General features: G+C 46.9%; 17 protein-coding genes. 10 read left to right on the forward strand and 7 right to left on the reverse strand.

The genetic code is table 11. The annotated features are described in order from the left end of the window. Positions 1 to 56: 56 nt before the first annotated feature. Together GJB59_RS11865 and GJB59_RS11870 are read right to left on the reverse strand one after the other, a co-directional pair. Positions 57 to 944, reverse strand: coding sequence for a fructose bisphosphate aldolase (locus tag GJB59_RS11865; RefSeq protein WP_142828228.1), 888 nt, complete (start codon positions 942 to 944; stop codon positions 57 to 59). Positions 945 to 1,176: 232 nt separating this feature from the next. Next, the gene (locus GJB59_RS11870) at positions 1,177 to 2,649 is read right to left on the reverse strand and encodes a protein adenylyltransferase SelO (RefSeq protein ID WP_185960057.1); all 1,473 of its coding nucleotides are present in this window, start codon (positions 2,647 to 2,649) and stop codon (positions 1,177 to 1,179) included. Positions 2,650 to 2,789: 140 nt separating this feature from the next. Here GJB59_RS11870 and GJB59_RS11875 point away from each other — a divergent pair, with 140 nt between their 5' ends. From GJB59_RS11875 to GJB59_RS11900, 6 genes are all read left to right on the forward strand, one after another. After that, complete coding sequence (locus tag GJB59_RS11875) at positions 2,790 to 3,401, forward strand: type 1 glutamine amidotransferase family protein (RefSeq protein ID WP_142828232.1); 612 nt, start codon at positions 2,790 to 2,792, stop codon at positions 3,399 to 3,401. 224 nt (positions 3,402 to 3,625) lie between these two features. Next, positions 3,626 to 4,315, forward strand: a complete 690-nt coding sequence (locus GJB59_RS11880; protein WP_142828234.1) for a response regulator transcription factor — start codon at positions 3,626 to 3,628, stop codon at positions 4,313 to 4,315. Next, positions 4,308 to 5,324 carry a sensor histidine kinase gene (locus GJB59_RS11885; RefSeq protein ID WP_142828236.1) on the forward strand — a complete coding sequence of 339 codons (1,017 nt, stop codon included), beginning with the start codon at positions 4,308 to 4,310 and terminating at the stop codon, positions 5,322 to 5,324. The genes GJB59_RS11880 and GJB59_RS11885 overlap by 8 nt, the downstream gene beginning before the upstream one ends. 195 nt (positions 5,325 to 5,519) lie before the next feature. Beyond that, positions 5,520 to 6,287, forward strand: coding sequence for an ABC transporter ATP-binding protein (locus tag GJB59_RS11890; RefSeq protein ID WP_142828238.1), 768 nt, complete (start codon positions 5,520 to 5,522; stop codon positions 6,285 to 6,287). Beyond that, complete coding sequence (locus tag GJB59_RS11895; protein ID WP_142828239.1) at positions 6,280 to 8,262, forward strand: FtsX-like permease family protein; 1,983 nt, start codon at positions 6,280 to 6,282, stop codon at positions 8,260 to 8,262. The genes GJB59_RS11890 and GJB59_RS11895 overlap by 8 nt, the downstream gene beginning before the upstream one ends. Positions 8,263 to 8,464: 202 nt before the next feature. Beyond that, positions 8,465 to 9,586, forward strand: coding sequence for an NADH-dependent flavin oxidoreductase (locus tag GJB59_RS11900; RefSeq protein WP_142828241.1), 1,122 nt, complete (start codon positions 8,465 to 8,467; stop codon positions 9,584 to 9,586). 58 nt (positions 9,587 to 9,644) lie between these two features. On the opposite strand, the gene GJB59_RS11905 is transcribed toward GJB59_RS11900, so the two are convergent. The 4 genes from GJB59_RS11905 to GJB59_RS11920 form a co-directional block, all read right to left on the reverse strand. After that, on the reverse strand, positions 9,645 to 10,556 hold the full coding sequence (locus tag GJB59_RS11905; RefSeq protein WP_142828243.1) for a DMT family transporter: 912 nt from the start codon (positions 10,554 to 10,556) through the stop codon (positions 9,645 to 9,647). Positions 10,557 to 10,695: 139 nt separating this feature from the next. Beyond that, positions 10,696 to 11,709: an STAS domain-containing protein gene (locus GJB59_RS11910; protein ID WP_142828245.1), complete on the reverse strand. Its 1,014-nt coding sequence runs from the start codon at positions 11,707 to 11,709 to the stop codon at positions 10,696 to 10,698. A 150-nt stretch (positions 11,710 to 11,859) separates the two neighbouring features. Continuing rightward, positions 11,860 to 12,753 (reverse strand): oxidoreductase, encoded by an 894-nt coding sequence (locus GJB59_RS11915; protein ID WP_142828247.1) that lies wholly within the window; start codon positions 12,751 to 12,753, stop codon positions 11,860 to 11,862. Positions 12,754 to 12,898: 145 nt separating this feature from the next. Then, complete coding sequence (locus GJB59_RS11920; protein ID WP_142828249.1) at positions 12,899 to 13,513, reverse strand: hypothetical protein; 615 nt, start codon at positions 13,511 to 13,513, stop codon at positions 12,899 to 12,901. Positions 13,514 to 13,805: 292 nt separating this feature from the next. On the opposite strand from GJB59_RS11920, the gene GJB59_RS11925 reads away from it, so the two are divergent. Genes GJB59_RS11925 through GJB59_RS11935 form a run of 3 tightly spaced genes read left to right on the forward strand, consistent with a single transcriptional unit; the run spans position 13,806 to position 15,771 of the window. Beyond that, positions 13,806 to 14,534, forward strand: a complete 729-nt coding sequence (locus tag GJB59_RS11925; RefSeq protein ID WP_142828251.1) for an ABC transporter ATP-binding protein — start codon at positions 13,806 to 13,808, stop codon at positions 14,532 to 14,534. Further along, on the forward strand, positions 14,531 to 15,256 hold the full coding sequence (locus GJB59_RS11930) for an ABC transporter permease (protein ID WP_142828253.1): 726 nt from the start codon (positions 14,531 to 14,533) through the stop codon (positions 15,254 to 15,256). Before GJB59_RS11925 ends, GJB59_RS11930 begins: the two co-directional genes overlap by 4 nt. Positions 15,257 to 15,297: 41 nt before the next feature. Beyond that, positions 15,298 to 15,771, forward strand: coding sequence for an NUDIX hydrolase (locus GJB59_RS11935; RefSeq protein ID WP_142828255.1), 474 nt, complete (start codon positions 15,298 to 15,300; stop codon positions 15,769 to 15,771). A gap of 72 nt (positions 15,772 to 15,843) precedes the next feature. On the opposite strand, the gene GJB59_RS11940 is transcribed toward GJB59_RS11935, so the two are convergent. Beyond that, positions 15,844 to 16,749, reverse strand: a complete 906-nt coding sequence (locus GJB59_RS11940) for an oxidoreductase (RefSeq protein ID WP_142828257.1) — start codon at positions 16,747 to 16,749, stop codon at positions 15,844 to 15,846. A gap of 159 nt (positions 16,750 to 16,908) precedes the next feature. Here GJB59_RS11940 and GJB59_RS11945 point away from each other — a divergent pair, with 159 nt between their 5' ends. Then, a complete protein-coding gene (locus GJB59_RS11945; protein ID WP_142828258.1) occupies positions 16,909 to 17,658 on the forward strand; it encodes a phosphatase PAP2 family protein in 750 nt (249 codons plus the stop codon). The last annotated feature ends 100 nt before the right edge of the window (positions 17,659 to 17,758 follow it).

A 17,758-nucleotide genomic window follows, 5' to 3' on the forward strand; every position in this document is an offset into this window, starting at 1 on the left:
CTGCACAAAAATATGCCCCGCTGCCAATCAAGGCGACGGGGCATATTTTATGGTTTTCAAGTGATGGAAGCTTCGTATATGCCTTTGATGGAATTATCCAGCATTGTATTGAATTCCTCATCTGACTGGCTGGCGTTGACGCCTTCGGATAAAGCTCGGGAAAAGCTGGCAATGAGACCTTCATTGGCTGCCAATTTTTTGTTGGCATCGTCACGCTTGTAGCCGCCTGATAGTGCAACTACACGAAGTACGCGCGGATGATCGATCAATTCTTTGTAGTAATTATCGACAGTTGGAATGGTGATTTTGATCATGATGTTCTGATCCTCACTCAACTGATCGAGGTGCTTCAGCATTTCCTCTTTGAGGATTTTTTCGGATTGCTCTTTGTCTTTGCTGTTGATGTCGACTTCAGGTTCCAGAATCGGCACCAGTCCGGCTGCAAGAATCTGTTTGCCGACATCAAATTGCTGTTCGACTACTTTTCGGATGCCTTCCGGATTTGCTTCCTTGATCACGGAACGCATTTTTGTCCCAAAAATATTTCGTTCGTTGGCGCGTTTTAATACATCGTCCAAGTCTGAAATCAGCTTCATGACCTGAACGCCGTTTTCTTCGTCTGCCAGACCTTTGTCGACTTTCAAGAAAGGCACGACGCCTTTTTTCTGCCATAAATAGTCAGGCGTATAATGGCCATCCACTTTACGGTCCATCGTCTGCTCGAAAAGGATTGCGCCGATAATCGAATCGGAATTGAAGGAAGGGGCCGTCATGACGCGTGTCCGCATTTCGTGGATCAAGTCATACATTTCTTCTTCCGTTGAGTATTGGTCTTCCGATACGCCGTAAAGCGCCAATGCTTTCGGTGTGCTGCCGCCGCTTTGGTCAAGTGCAGCGATAAAACCTTGTCCATTTTTTACAAATTCCATTTGTTCCTGATTCATCGTCCCAGCTCCTTAGATAAATTTTTTGACAGGTTAATCCTTCATCTTAAAAAATTTAAAGCAAAGAAACTCTTTCACTGAATATTGTAACAATATAAAGAGGAAACTACAAAAAGAATTTTTTTACTATTTAAGGTGGCTTTGTATATGCCACGATCAGAACAGTTGTTTAAATCCAATCGGGCTCAGCGTCCGATTGGATTTTGTCAATTCGCTGGCCCGCAGGAGATCATCACGTCCCGCAGAAAGTCTGGTACCCGCTTTCCGGCTCTTGTGGCTGTGCATAGGCCTCTTGTTCGGATGAGTGGGCATACGGGTTGGCCAGAACTTCAAGCAGCCGGTGCAATACGCTGTAATCTCCTCGGAACTCAGCCGCTTCTAGAGCTTCTTCCACACGATGGTTGCGGGGGATGACTGCCGGATTGCTGTCGCGCATCAGTTGCTGTCTTGCTTCCAATGATTCTTCCTGGCGATTCAAGCGTGACTGCCAGGAATTGTGCCATTCCTTGAATTCCGGTGCCTCGAATAAATCGCTGCCTTGCAGCTTATCGAAGGTCAGGGAACGGAACGTATTGGTGTAGTCGGCAGTGTGCGCGTGCATCAGATTCAGCAGCTCTTCCGCCAGAGCCATGTCTTCAGGCTCTTCACTAAAGAGCCCGAGCTTTTTGCGCATACCGGCAAGCCAGTGGCTCTGGAACTGCTCGATGTACTGGGTCAGTTCTTCTTGAGCCATGCTGACCGCGTCTTCTGGAGTATCGTGCAGCAAAGGCAGAAGGCTTTCCGCAAAGCGTGCCAGATTCCATCCGGCGATCATCGGTTGATTACCGTACGCATAGCGGCCCTGCACATCAATCGAGCTGAAGACCGTCTTCGGATCAAAGCTGTCCATAAATGCGCAAGGTCCGTAGTCGATTGTTTCGCCGCTGATGGCCATGTTGTCGGTATTCATGACGCCGTGAATAAAACCGGCGAGCTGCCATTTCGCAATTAAAGCTGCCTGCCGCTTGATGACTTCCTGGAAAAGCGCCAAGTACGGGTTCGAAGCATCTTGGACATGAGGGAAGTGGCGCTCCAGTGCATAGTCAGCCAGTGCTTTGACATCTTCTTTCGTACCGAATCGAGCTGCATACTGGAAAGTGCCGACGCGCAGGTGGCTGTCGGCAATGCGTGTCATGACAGCACCCGGAAGCGCTGTTTCACGGCGGACCATTTCACCGGTTTCCACGACTGCCAGGCTGCGGGTCGTCGGGATGCCGAGGCCATGCATCGCTTCGCTGATCACGTATTCACGCAGCATTGGCCGAAGCGCTGCACGCCCATCGCCGCCGCGGGAATAAGGGGTTCTGCCGGATCCTTTTAATTGAATATCCAGCCGCTTGCCGGAAGGCGTCAGCTGTTCACCGATCAGTAAGGCGCGGCCGTCGCCAAGCATCGTAAAGTTGCCGAATTGATGTCCTGCATAGGCCTGGGCAAGCGGCACGCTGCCTCCAGGAACCCGGTTTCCGGCAAGAATGGCAACGCCGTCTTCACTTCTCAAATCTTCAGCATTCAGTCCGAGTGTTGCCGCCAAGGCTTCGTTTAAGATAACGAGTTTAGGCGAACGCACTGGATTGACCGTAAACTTGCTGTAAAAAATTTCAGGCAGGCGTGAATAACTGCCATCCAGCTGCCATCCGGTATGGGTTAGTTCTTTTTTATTCATCATAAATTCTCCTTTTTTATCGAGGATTTACTCTTATTATACCCTCTTGAGCGGATGATCATGTCCCAGCTGTTTGAGTAATCGGCATGTGCTATAATCCAGTTATTAAGAAAGTGAATATTCAAACGGAAGGAGAGGACAGCATGAGCAACAAAAAAGTTCTTTTTGTCTTGCTGGACGAGTATGCAGATTGGGAAGCGGCTTCCCTGGCGGCTGCGCTGAACGAAGAACCTGAAGGGCAGGGGCAGCAATTTGACGTGAAAACTGTGTCTTTGACGAAAGATCCGATCAAATCGATCGGCGGTTTTACGGTGCTGCCGGATTACGGGTTGGACGATGTGCCGGAGGAGTTTGCCGGATTGATCCTGATTGGCGGCAATTCCTGGCGCAAAGAAGAAAGCAAGCAGGTCATGGAACTTGTCGACAAAGCTCTCGAAAAGCAAGTTGTACTCGGGGCAATTTGCGATGCGACAGTATTCTTGGGGATAAATGGACTGCTTAATAATATTCCGCATACCAGCAACTACTTGGAAGACTTGAAACAAACAGCAAGTGGCAGCTACAGCAATGAAGCCGGCTACTTGCAGCAGCAAGCTGTTCGGAGCGGAAACATCATCACCGCCAACGGCTCCGCATTTTTGGAATTCGGTAAAAGAGTGCTTGAGGCACTAAATGCGGCACCGCAGGAAGAAATTGATGAATGGTACGGTTTTTTCAAAAAAGGCCACCACGAATACATGAAAACCAAACAATAAGAGAGCTGAGCGAACCACCTTCCATTGTGAGACTGTCCCCACAATTGGAGGTGGTTTGTTTTTGATGGTCGACTGGAAGAAACTTCGCTACACTGAGAAGAAAGAGTGGAAGGTGGCGGCTCCTGTGATAGCAGCGAAGCCGTACCTTCCGGAAAGCGTCCACCTGGAGCGATTCTTCCTCCGCACCTTTAATTCAATACAGATGAAAAGATTGGAATGATAAGATGTTCAAAATCATGATCGTAGAAGACGATTTAACGATTGCAGGGATATTGAAAGAAGAACTGGAAAAGTGGAACTACGAAGCTTTCCTGGTCGATGATTTCAGCCGGGTGCTGGAAGAGTTCAAGTCCAAATCGCCCCAGCTGATCCTGTTGGATATTCAGCTGCCTTCCTTCAACGGCTATTACTGGTGCCAGGAAATTCGGAAGGTTTCACAAGTGCCGATTATTTTCATTTCTTCCCGCAACGAGAATATGGACATTGTGATGGCCATTCAAATGGGCGCAGACGATTTTATTCCCAAGCCTTTCGATTTGACGGTAGCAGTCGCAAAAACGCAGGCGCTGCTCAGAAGAACCTACGATTTTAAGGAATCGGACAACTTCCTGAGTTTTAACCGGACACTTTTGAAGCCGGGCGAGTCAAAGTTGTTCGTGGAGAATGAGGAAGTCGACTTGACGCGCACTGAACTGAAAATTATGGAACTCCTGTTTCTTCAAAAAGGCGACTATGTCACAAGAGAAGAAATCATGATCAAGCTATGGGAAGACGAATCGTTCATCGACGACAATACATTGGCTGTCAATATCGCTCGTTTGCGAAAAAAGCTCGCGAAAGCCGGTCTTGCTGATTTCATCCTGACTAAAAAGAACATCGGCTACGCTTTGAATAAGGAGGCTGCTCATGCATAGAGAATCCAGAGGGGCTTTGTTTAAAAGTTTTCTGCTGTCAGTGCGGCCCCAGCTGTTTTTGTTTGCCGGAATGGCAATCATTTTTGGAGTGATATACTTTTTGAACAGACAGCCGCTGAGTTTGTTTTTCTACAGCATGCAAGTGTCGGCATTTCTGCTGTTGATTTATTTATTTATCCATTACTTTCAATATGCCAGGCGCTATAAGCTGATCAGCAGCCTGGACCTTGTGACCGCCTCCAGCCTGGAAGATCTACAATCCATTTCGGGACCTGTTGACCGCCTCTATATAGAAAAGATGGAAACTTTGCTTGGACAGCTGCGGGAATCGGAAAATTTGCATGCCGAGCGCCAAACCGATCAGCTGGATTATTTTACGTTGTGGCTTCATCAGATCAAGACGCCGATTGCTGCCATCAGCCTCTTGACTCAAAGTTCAAAGGCGGCAGAAGCAAAACAAATTTCGCAGGAATTGGTGCGCCTTGAGGATTATACGCACATGGCGCTCAATTACATTAAGCTGGAAGAGTCTGGAACAGATTTGGATTTATCGCTGGTTGATGTGGATGAACTCGTTAAAAAAGCCATCAAAAAATATTCCATCCTGTTCATCTACAAAGGCATCCGTCTCGATTATCAGCCGCTTGGCATGACAGTGCTGTCGGACGGCAAGTGGCTGCAAAATCTGCTTGAACAGGTCTTGTCGAACAGCCTGAAATACACGCCGCAAGGGACGATTTCGATCTACCGGGATTCGTTGCAGGCAGAAACGCTGATTATCGAGGATACCGGCATTGGCATCCGTTCAGAAGATCTGCCGAAGATTTTTAACAAAGGCTATTCCGGCATGAATGGCCGTCTCCATGAAAAGTCCACTGGCCTCGGCCTGTTCCTCAGCAAAAAAATCTGCCAGCGTTTAGGGCACCGCATTAATATTGACTCACTGCCGGACCAAGGAACCCGTGTTGCCATCGACATGTCGCGTGCGGATTTGCAGGTTTTTGATTGAATGGGTTTCAAAGTGATTACTGCAACAAGTACGATCAGGTTATGAATACTCGGAAAGCCTGCAGCAATTTCCTAACTTTTAAATGCATTTTTAAGCAATCTTACGAAACCGTAAGATTGCCTTTCTGTTTGTAAGGATAGGTACAGGCAGCCCATCCGATCCTGCCGTATGATTAAAAGCAAGGAGGGGTTGGCAATGACCTTATTAGAAATCAAAAACTTAAAGAAAGTATATACAGCACGATTTTCGAATCAGCAGACAGAAGCGCTGACGACCGTCAATTTTTCAATAGAGGCTGGCGAGTTTGTTTCCATTATGGGGGAGTCGGGATCAGGCAAAACAACACTGCTGAACATCATTTCCACATTGGATGATGCGACATCAGGAGAAGTTTTTCTGGAGGGCAGCCCGTTATCGAAGATCAAAGACAAAGAGATTTCCGCATTCCGCAGAAATACACTTGGCTTTATATTCCAGGACTTTAACCTGCTGGACAATTTCACCATCAAAGACAATATCCTGCTGCCGCTGGTGCTGTCGAAAACACCGGTGAGGGAAATGGAAGAACGGCTGATGCCGATTGTGAAAAATCTCGGAATTGAAGCCCATATCGATAAGTTTCCTTATGAAGTTTCAGGCGGACAGAAACAGCGGGTTGCGGTGGCGAGGGCATTGATCACCCAACCGAAAATCATTTTGGCGGATGAGCCGACAGGAGCACTCGATTCGAAGGCTTCCCAAAACCTGATGGAAATTCTTAAAGGCATTAACGAAACCGGCCAGACGATTTTGATGGTGACGCACAGTGCACAGGCAGCGAGCTTTTCCAACCGGATCCTCTTTATCCGGGATGGGGCAGTCTATCATGAGATATACCGGGGCGACGCGCCAGCTGAACAATTTATGGACCGCATTTCGAAGTCGCTGAAAGTCTTGTCCAGCCGGGGTGAGCTGGATGAATAACCGCTTTTTCTCGTCGCTGGCATTGCGCAACATCAAATCAAATAAACAATTGTACATTCCGTATTTACTGTCTTCAACCACCATTATCATGATGTTTTACTTGATGGCTTCTTTATTGGACAATGAATTCGTGCAGGAACGATCAAGTTCTTTGTCCCCATTATTTGTGCTGGGTACGATAGTGATCGGTATTTTTTCGGTCATCTTCATTCTTTATACAAACAGCTTTCTCATTAAAAGGAGAAAAAAAGAAATAGGCCTGTATGGTATTTTGGGTCTTGAGAAAAAACATGTAGCGAAAATCTTGTTTTTTGAAACAGGTTTCACGAGCATTTTGAGTATTGCCGCAGGCTTGGTTGGCGGATTGATCTTTGGGCGGCTGTTTTTCATGCTGCTGAATTACATGGTCAGATTGCCTGTAGACATTATTTATTCGACGTCTAGCTTAATAGTTTTGGCTACAATTGGCTTGTTCTTGGCAATCTTCGGGATTACCTTTTTATATAACGTCAGCCAATTCACTTTTGCCAATCCCGTTAAGTTGCTGAAAGGAAAGCAGGAAGGGGAAAAAGAACCGAAAGGCTCGATCATCCTCTTTATCCTGTCACTTGTTCTTCTTGGCTGGGGATACGGAATTTCGGTGACGATTCCGGATCCGCTTGAAGCCATTACGAAATTTTTCCTGGCAGTGCTGCTGGTGATCATCGGCACCTACTTATTGTTTATTTCTGGTTCCATCTTTATTTTGAAAGCCCTAAAGAAAAACAAGCAGATTTATTACCGCCCGGGCGCTTTTATCTCCATCTCGGGCATGCTTTACCGCATGAAGCAGAACGCCGTCGGGCTCGCGAACATCTGTATCTTGGCGTCGATGGTCATTATTGCGGTTTCGACGACTTTGACCATCTTTATCGGGGCAGAAGAGACTTTGGAAAACCGCTTTCCTTACGAAAACAACATGACTCTTTTCGGTGATGTCGAAAATGTCGATGAAATGAATACGCGCTTTTTCGAACTTCAGGATCAAGTTCAGAACACCGTCTATGCTGAAGGACTGGAAGTGACAGAAAGTGAGAGTTACCGATACGCGACTTTCTTTGGCGGGGTTCAGGGCAATGAATTTGTTTTTGATCAAGGGTATGCAGACCAAGAGAATCCGACCGTACTGATGGTCCTTCCGCTTGAAGATTTTAATGGGATGACGGGTAAATCCTATACGCTGGATGACGATGCAGCCCTTTATTACCATTCAACAAATGCCTATAAAGACAGCGAACTGACACTCGGCAATAAGACATACCGGGTAGCGGAAGTAGCCAATGAGTTCGGGGAGGATATGGATTTAGTCGAATCCATGGCGATCGTTGTGCCTGATGCCTCACATCTCCTGGAAATACAGGACGATTTTAAAGAACAATATCCAGAAACCAACTATTTGACCATTGATGCGGAAGTCGGCTGGAATACCTCTGGCACTGAAGAACAGAAAGAAGCATTGGCCAAAAAACTCAATGGCGAATATGGCTTGGGGGCAGGAGGCAGCAACCTTTACGACTCGCGTTTGCTTCAGCGCGAAGAATGGTATGGAATGAACGGAGGCTTCCTGTTTCTGGGGATATTCCTCGGCCTGCTGTTTACAATTGGCACTGTGTTGATCACGTATTTCAAACAGGTGTCAGAAGGATTTGATGACCGGGAGAAATTCCAAATCATGCAGAAGGTCGGCCTCGATAGGGAAACGATCCAGGAATCCACACGATCCCAGATTGTCTGGATGTTTGTGCTGCCGATTGTCATCGCTACGATTCATGTCATCTTCGCCTATCCGATTGTCCGGAAGCTGCTGCTGATTTTTGGCGTAACGAATGAAACCACTTGGCTGTTGTCATTTGTCGGTGTCGTTATCGCATTTGCGGCCATCTACTGGGTTATCTATCGCCTTACTTCAAAAACCTATTACAGGATTGTCAGATAGAGCAGAAAGAAATAATGTGCCGTCCAGCAGACTTGCAGTTATTGGACGGCTTTTGGCATTTCAGTCAAAGGACTGAATTTGGAGCGGAACTAAGCATATCCAACTCTTTTTGCTCAGCTTTCCGGTACCATAGAAAGTGGTAGAGGCGAAGGCTTGCATACGCCTCCAGATGGGTAAAAGAATAGCCAAGGAGGAATTTTTCATGACCATTACTACACAAAACATATTCGAACCGTTCTCTTTTACGTCCGGATTGACCCTTAAAAATCGTGTTCTGATGGCACCGATGACAACATCATCCTCAGATCAAAATGGCGATGTTACAGAACAAGAGCTGGTTTATTACAAGCGCCGTTCCCAAAGCGGACTGGGTGCTGTCATAACAGCCTGTGCGCATGTCGAGCCGCTTGGTGTAGGATTTCCAAACCCTTTTGGCGCAGACAGTGACGAACGGATTGACAGTCTGGCGCGCTTGGCTGCATCAATTCAAGAGGGCGGCGCAAAAGCGATTCTTCAGCTTTACCATGCAGGACGCATGTCGAATAGCGAGCTGTTGAAAGGCGAGCAGCCGGTTTCGGCAAGTGCTGTTCCGGCTCCGCGCCCCAATGCAGCAACGCCTCGTGAAATGACGCCAGAAGAAATCGAAGCAACGATTGCTGCGTTCGGAGAAGCAACAAGGCGCGCAATTGAGGCAGGCTTTGATGGCGTGGAAATCCACGGCGCGAATACCTATTTGGTTCAGCAATTTTTCTCGCCGCACTCGAATATTCGTACCGATAAATGGGGAGGAGATGTTACAGCGCGCATGGCGTTTCCGCTGGCGGTCATCCGGTCGATTCAGAAAGCCGTCGCCGAGCACGCCGATAAACCATTCGTGGTCGGTTATCGCATCAGTCCGGAAGAACGGGAAGAGCCGGGCATCACGATGGATGATACCCTCGCGTTTTTGACTGCCATCGCAGACCAGGGCATCGACTATATCCATGCATCCGTGGGCAAATTTTCCGGCGGATCGATCCGCTCGGAAGACAGCCGGTCGCGTGTGGAAATGATCCAAGAGCATATTGGCAAACGGGTGCCGGTAATCGGTGTAGGCGGTCTGCAGACGCTTGAACAAGTAAAGAGAGCGTTGGAAATCACGCCGCTCGTATCGCTTGGCCATGCACTGATCATGGATCCGGACTGGTTGGCAAAAGTCAAAGGGAGCCGCGATGAGGAGATTTTCCAGGCAATCCATTTGAGCAAAAAAGAACAGCTCGATATTCCGGAAGACCTGTGGAATATGGTCACGAATGCTCCGGGCTGGTTCCGGGTCGAAGAGTAATCCGACAACCACAAAAACAGCGCCACTTGGAACTTTTCCAAGTGGCGCTGTTTTGAAGTTATAACGAAGAATCTGCTGTTTTTCCGGAAAGCACCCGGCGTTTCCGGCCCATGAGGTTGACAATCATGACGCCGCCAATTGCGATAACTCCGCCAATAAGCGACAGAGGAGTCGGCAATTCATGCAGCCACATCCAGGCAACGAGTATTGCCACAGCCGGTTCCAGGTAAATCAGGCTTGAAACAGAGCTGGCATTGGCCAGCGATAAAGCAGTCGCCCAAGTTACATAAGCGATTGCCGCAGGAAACAGGCCAACGTACAATGTAGCCAGATGCGCTTCCAACGTAGCTCCCTGTATGGCGGTAACCAGTCCCGGTGAGAATATGAGAAACGGCAAAGTGCCGGCCCATGTAAAGTAGGCAGTCAGTTCAATCGCTGAATAACGCGTCAGCAGCGGTTTTTGAAAAACAAAGAAAATGGCAGATGCAAACGCCGCGATCAATACGAGCAAGGCTCCATTTGTCAGTGTCAAAGAAGCGCCTGCTGAACCGAACGCAATAAACAAGATGCCGATAAAGCCAATTCCAAGGCCGATCCAGCCAAGACCCGTTAGCCGTTCCTTCAAGACAAATGCGGCAATCAGGGCCGTAAAGATAGGTCCGGAACCGACCAGCATGCCGGCTGTGCCGGCAGAGATTGTCTCCATGCCGAACGTAACGAAGATGTGGTAAACACTGATGCCGATCCATCCCAATATAAGAATTCGGAGGACATCGCCTTTTTGAGGAAGGCGGAATTTCGTTCCTGGCCACAGAGCGAAAACAAGGAACAGGGCCGAAGCAATGAGGAAGCGGACGAGTACATTTTGTCCGGCATCATAGCCGCCCTGCAGGCCAACCCGTATAGCTGCGAACGAAGAACCCCATATTAAAACAGAGAATAATGCCAGTGAAAAAGCTTTTGCGTTCAAGTGATCTCCTCCATGAACCATTGATGAGGCCAATGGCTATCCTGTCTGCAGTCAGAAACAGACAAAAACTATTATATTCTTTTCCGGAGAGAATGTCTCTAGGAAGAAACGGCATTGAACGGACATCCGGCTCGGTGCATCAGATAATTTTCCGGCCGCTGCGGCCAAGCGCGTAATAAATTCCATGCTGCAAGCTTTGCAGTGATTCGAAAGTCTTCAAGCTATTCTGAGATTGTGCAATGACGATTGCCAGTTCAGGTGAAATGCCGACGAGAATGACCTCTGTTCCCAGAAGCCTGGCAGAAGCGCCGAGTTTATCGATAAGGGAAGCTGTATGCTCTGTAATATGCTGATTCAAACCGGTCAAATCAATTAGCAGGTAATTGGCTTTATGCTTTGGAAGTTCACTTAAGGTTTTAAAGATTAAATCCTCTGTCCGCTGTTCGTCGTAGCTGCCGATCATCGGAACGACAATAATGCCTTCAAGAACGGGAATAATAGGAGAAGAAAGTTCCTTGACCAAACTTTGCAGAGCTTTTGTATGGTCGTCGACAAGTGCTTCGAGCTTTCGGATTTGATCAGCTTCCTGTTTTCGGGACAGCTCATGAATGTTTTGCTGGACCGTCACTTCGGAAGGGAAATATTCTACAATGCTGTAAGGGGTGTCTTCGTTCTGATATTGAATGGTTTTGTACCAGAAGTTGCTGCCGAACAAACCCGTCAAGACACCTGCATAATGGGAAGGCACAAATATGCCTTCAGTATTATTATTTTTCAGCAAGTTCATTTTGTATTCCCAATCATTCTGGATATGCATGGTAAAGGTGTTGTTTTCAACGTCCATTTCAACGATTTCAACTTTTCCCCAACCTGCAGGTGCGTATGTATTGGAAATCCACTCGACCACGTTTGAAGTATCGATATGCTTCATATCCTTAAATCCTTCGCCAACGATGACGCCTTGGCGGAATCCGGTTGTTTCCAATACGAGCTGCGTCGCTTCAATTCCTGAGATGTCTTTGATCGTGTCAAAAAAAGTTTCCATGGCACTTGTCCAAAAGAGTACGACGTCTCTGCCTTCAAAAAGAGCCTCTCCAGTTTCCAAATCCCACTTTAGTTCAACGCCGCCGACAATGATGTTTTTTTTGCTCATGCTATAAATTCCTCCATTTATAATGAAAAATTGGTGTAGAGAGTATTAACTTCAGACCTTGCTTTAAGTATTCCCTAGGAAGCAAACAATATGTCTGGTGCCAAAATTTTTTGGAAAGACTTATGGAAATGGCCCCAAAGCCAGTGAATTTTATTCCAGACGTTCAAAATCATATGAAACTGCTGTCAAATTTTCCGATACTTCCCACAGTCTGAGGGAAATCTCCTGATCGGTTGCATTGGCGTGCGGCGTTCCCAGTGCTGGATAGCCTCGTCGTTGAAATTGAGCGACAGGGCCGATGTATTCGCCTCCTGTGAGATGGGGTTCAACTGCTGCATAGATTGTTGCCAAAGCGCCCATGGCCGGCGGCTGGAGAAAAAGATTGGCGATGCTTTTAAAGAAAGTTGGAATTTCCCTTTGTCCAAACTTTAGAATATTAGTGGCAGAAACGCCGGGGTGGCAAGCCACGCTGATTGTTTGAAGTCCATTTTCTTTTAAACGTTTATCGAGCTCCATCGCGAAATACAAATTGGCTAATTTGCTTTGGTTATAGAATTTTTTCGCCTGGTAGCCTTTTGATCCGTCGAGATTGGCGAAGTCGACAGAGCCGCGGCTATGTGCACGGCTGCTGACGGTCACTACACGCGAACATGGTGTGTTTGCCAACAAAGGCATCAACAGGCCAGTCAACGCAAAATGGCCAAGGTGATTGCTGCCGAACTGCAGTTCAAAACCATCTCTCGTTTTTGAATAAGGAGGAGCCATGATGCCTGCGTTATTGATCAATATGTCGAGTTTATCAAAGGCGTTTCGGAACTCCTTGGCAAACGCCTGAATCGATTCAAGGTCAGCCAGATCAAGTTTCATGACATCAATTTGTGCAGAGGGATGGAATTCCAGCAATGCGGCGCGCGCGCTGTTTCCTTTTTCGGTATTGCGGACAGCCAGAATAGCACGTGCTCCGATTGCCAACAGACCTTTTGCAGTTTCAAAGCCGATGCCGCTATTGCCGCCTGTGATGATGGCCGTTTTTCCTGTAAGCAAAAGATCACTTCCTTCATTTCCATTATCCCAGACAAACTGGAATCTCTAAGGATTATTTTATCGGTATTTTGCGCTATTTGGAAACATCTTCAACAAAAAAAGAAGTTCCATCAATTGACTGATGGAACCTCTTTTCAAGTTGTGGTTAATGATATTTTTTCCACTCGCTGTAAGTCACTTTTTTATCAATGGCTTTTTTGCTTGTGGAGGTTTTGACATTTTCTTTGGAGACGGTTTTTTTGGTCGTCACTTTCACTTTCGGTTCCCCGAATTTTTTATCTTTATCGACTTTGGTTTCATCACTGATCACCTTGCCGTTGCTGCCAGGTGCACCTTTATGTTTCAAAGTGTTGACAGTCGTCTTAATGATCTTCACAGGAATAGTGGTGGTTTTGATTTTGGTCGTTTTTGTCACTTCGTCCCATTTGGTGAGTTTGACGATTTTGTAGGTCGTAGCGGTTTTGACGTCCCGGTATAATTTATGGTTGGTTGGATGTTTTTCTTTGGTTACCACTACATCAACTTTTTCGGAAACCGCTTTTTTAGATTTTTTAACTGTTGAAGTATCAGTGGATTTCTTCACTTTTACCTCTTTGTCGTGGCTGACATCAACTGTCGTAGTTACAATGGTCGTGACGCCTTTTTCAAACGTAACGGTTTTCGTTACCTGGCTGTCGTCTTTGCCGCTGCCCGCCAATGAGCCGGAGGCAAAACCGAATACGAGCACAACAGTAAATAAGATCATCAACAGCTTTTTCATCTTCTTTTTCTCCCTTTGATTGATAGATTTGTGTACGTCCCAGCAGTTTTCGACAAACGTCACAGACAAATCCAACAAAGCTATAAATGAACTCTTTTTATGCGGCCGCATGAAATAGGGGTTCATTGTTTATGATTAAATTATATTACTAAAGGCAAATAATTACTACAATATTTTGAATTTTTTTTATCTTTTTTTCTCATGTTCTAAAAAAAGCTTTAGCCGTTATCACTTTGTTACTCATTGGCGATGCCAGACGTTAGAATGGAGAAAAGGAGGCGATAGCGGATCTATGGAAATTGTGATTAAGGAACTAACCAAAACATTCAAGGGTCGGATTGCAGTCGATCATCTTTCGCTGACAATCGGACAAGGAGAATTTTTTGCGCTATTAGGTGAAAATGGAGCAGGTAAAACCACGACGATCAAGTTATTGAGCTGCCTGATGAAACCGACAGGCGGGGATGCCGTTATGCTGGGTGACAGCATTGTTGAAAATCCACAGGCTGTGAAGAAAAAACTGAACATTTCACCGCAGGAAACCGCGGTTGCACGCAATCTTTCCGTAAAAGAAAATCTGGAGTTTATTGCCAAGATTTATGGCAGTGATAAAAGGGAAGCAGAAAAAAAAGCAAACCGGCTGATGAACAAATTCGGATTGGCGGATCGTGCCAAAAGCAAAGGAAGGACCTTGTCTGGAGGATTGGAGCGTCGCTTGAGCATCGCGATGGCAATGATTTCAGAACCGGAAATCATTTTCCTCGACGAACCGACAGTGGGGCTTGATGTCCGGGCCAGGTTAGACCTGTGGCAAATATTGCTGGATTTAAAAGGACAGATCACCATTATTTTGACAACGCATTATTTGGAAGAAGTGGAAGCATTGGCGGACCGCATCGGCATTATGCATAAAGGAAGGCTGCATGCGCTTGGTACTCTTGATGAGTTAAAAGAGCAGACTGGCCAAGCCAAATTGCAGGATATCTTTCTCCAATTGACTGCAGAGGCGAAAATCCAATGAGGGCTTTGACATTTGCCGTGCGCAACCGCAAAGAAATTTTACGTGATCCGATGACGCTGCTTTTTGGAATGGTTTTGCCGCTGCTGATGCTGTGGCTGTTTTCAATGATGGCTGAAAATATGCCCTTCGATCTTTTCACCCTGGAAAAACTGGCACCTGCCATCATCGTGTTCAGTTTTTCGTTTATTACTTTGTTTACAGGTATGCTCATTGGCCGCGATAAAAGCAGCTCGTTTTTGATGAGGATATTCGCGTCGCCGATGGCAGCGACTGATTACCTTGTGGGATATGCCTTGCCGCTGCTGCCGATTGCATTTCTTCAGATAACTGCCTGCTATGGGACCGCTCTGCTGTTGGGGATGCCATTCACTATTGATGCCATCCCGGCTGTTGGGGTGCTTTTAATCATTTCGCTTCTTTATATCGGATTTGGCCTGTTCTTCGGCACTTTTTTCACAGACCGGCAAGTTGGAGCGATGTTTGCAATTTTCGTCAACATCACGACTTGGTTAAGCGGAACGTGGTTCGAACTCGATATGATTGGCGGCACTTTCCAGAGAGTCGCTTACTTGCTGCCATTCGCACATGCCGTCGATGCGTCGCGCGCGATTTTTGCAGGTGATTACGGGGCAGTGTTTATACCCATGCTCTGGGTAATGGCATATACCGCGGTCATTTTCGGGATTGCGGTGTGGGGATTCAAGAAGCGGATGCGCGGTTAAAATCTGGCCAGTACAATACTAAAACAAGGGGTTTTCAAAAAATGGGCTATATAGAAGATTTGCGGGCCGTTGTTGGTCACCGGCCGCTCATATTTGTAGGAGCTGTAGTGGTGATTGTGGATAGCGCCGGACGGCTGCTGTTGGAAGAGCGGAAATTCCCAAAAGACTTGTGGGGTCTTCCAGGCGGGCTGATGGAGCTGGGAGAATCCACAGAGGACACAGCGAAGCGGGAAGTCATGGAAGAGACGGGACTGACGGTTGAGACACTGAAACTGATCAATGTCTATTCTGGACCGCAGCATTTCGTGGTAGCAGAAAACGGCGATGAGTTTTATGTTGTGACGGTCGCCTATTTTTCGGATGATTACCATGGAGAGCTGATTGTCGATAAAAAAGAATCTTTGAGCTTCAAGTTCTTCTCCCCGGACGGGCTGCCGAAAAAAATGGTCGGCAGCCACCGCGTCGTGATTGAAGAATTTCTTGACAAGCGTCGTATAACAGCAATGAGAGAATGACAGCCACTTGCTTCAAAGGTCTACTGTATAAGAAAAGCCGCTTTCATGGAAGAACATGAAAAGCGGCTTTTCTTATTGTATAGCTGGTTCGTTAAAGTCAAATTTCACTCCGGTCAATTGTTCTGAGACTTCCCAGAGCTTTCGTGAAACGGCCTCATCTCCGGCAGCTGCATGAGGCGTGTCCAATGTCGGATAGCCTTTGCGCTGGCCTTTGCCGTCGGGTCCGATATATTCACCGCCTATGAGCCGTAAATCAGTGGCCGCATAAACGGTCGGCAAAGCGCCCATTTCCGGCGGCTGCAGAAAGTTATGCATGAGTGTTTTCATTAGCTTTGGAGCATCGCGCTTGCCAAACTTAAACAGATTGGTTGCAGAAATACCTGGATGGCAGGCAAGGCTTAAGCTATTTAAACCGTTTTGCTTGAAGCGCTTGTCCAACTCCTGCGCAAACAATAAATTGGCCAGCTTGCTTTGGCCATAAAACCTCATCGCTTTGTATCCTTTAGCGCCGTCAAGATTATCAAAATCGATGGAAGCTCCTTTATGGGCCAGGCTGCTGAGGGACACGACGCGTGATTCTGCTGTATTTTTCAGCAAAGGCAGCAACAGGCCGGTTAACGCGAAGTGGCCAAGGTGATTGCTGCCAAATTGCATTTCAAAGCCATCTTTCGTTTTCGAATAGGGCGGAGTCATAACGCCGGCGTTATTAATCAATAAGTCGAGTGACTCATGCTGGCTTTTAAAGCTTTCCGCAAATACACGGACGCTGGCAAGGTCTGCCAAATCCAACTTCATCACAGTTACGAGTGCGTCTTTGTTGGTATCTATGATCAGATCACGGGCAGCATCGCCTTTTGCTGTATTTCGCACGGCCATGATGACATGTGCTCCGCGTTCGGCAAAAGCTTTTGCGGCTTCCAAGCCGATGCCGCTGTTCGCTCCCGTTATGATCGCTGTCTTTCCGGTCAACTGTTTCAAACGATCAGCTCCTGAGTGATAAACTTTGTCTTACAATAAAAGTACCATGCAGCAGCTCTTGTAACAAATAGTAGGATTTGAAAGACCCGTTTTCCTTTACATACTTTCTGCCCCTACAGGGTAGAAGTATATTATCAGATAAGAGGCGGGAGCGATAGAATGGATAAGAATGAAAAAATAGCTGGCCTGGCTTTTTTGCTGCTGCTTGGCGGGCTGGGCATTGCGGCTTTGTTTATTGTGTTGTTTGCAGAGTTGGCAGAAGAAGTGATGGATAAAGAGTTTGGGTTGTTTGATCGCGCAATCATTGCTTTGATGGAGGCAGGCTCTAGTGAAACCTTGGACAATGTAATGTTCATCTTCACCGAAATGGGTTCTGTTTGGTTTTTAACCTTGTCATCAGTTATAATTTTGGCCGTTTTGGGATTCCAAATGAAGGATAAATGGGGCATGCTGTTTTTTGTTATTGCAGTGGGCGGCGGTTCGCTCCTAACGCTGCTGCTAAAGCATCTGTACGTCAGGGAGCGTCCGAGCATCAACGCTGAAATTGATGCACTTGGCTACAGTTTCCCAAGCGGCCATTCGATGGGGTCTTTAATATTCTATGGTTTTGTGATGTATTTGGTGATTCGGACGCGGCAACGGCCTTGGATTCAGTGGGTGACCGTCGTTGTTTTGAGCGTGCTTATTATAATGATCGGCAGCAGCCGCGTCTACCTCGGAGCCCATTTCCCGAGCGATGTCATTGCAGGCTATATTGCAGGAGCCATCTGGCTGTTATTGAGCCTGATTGCTTTGGAATGGATCCAGTGGCATAGCAGGAGTCCAGTGCCTCCAGTCCATGCGCTGCGCAAGCTGCTGGGGCCATTGTACAGAGCGGTGCGGACAAAGCTGCCTTTTTTTTCGGATTAAATCATTAAGAGAGTGTACTTCTTCTAATTTTTCTGTGGAAGTTCACTGGAAATATGGTAAAAAATATGGAGTCTTTAGTTCAATAAATCTGGTAATTTTA

Source organism: Planococcus soli (genome assembly GCF_016881065.1).
Classification (GTDB): Bacteria; Bacillota; Bacilli; order Bacillales_A; family Planococcaceae; genus Planococcus; species Planococcus soli.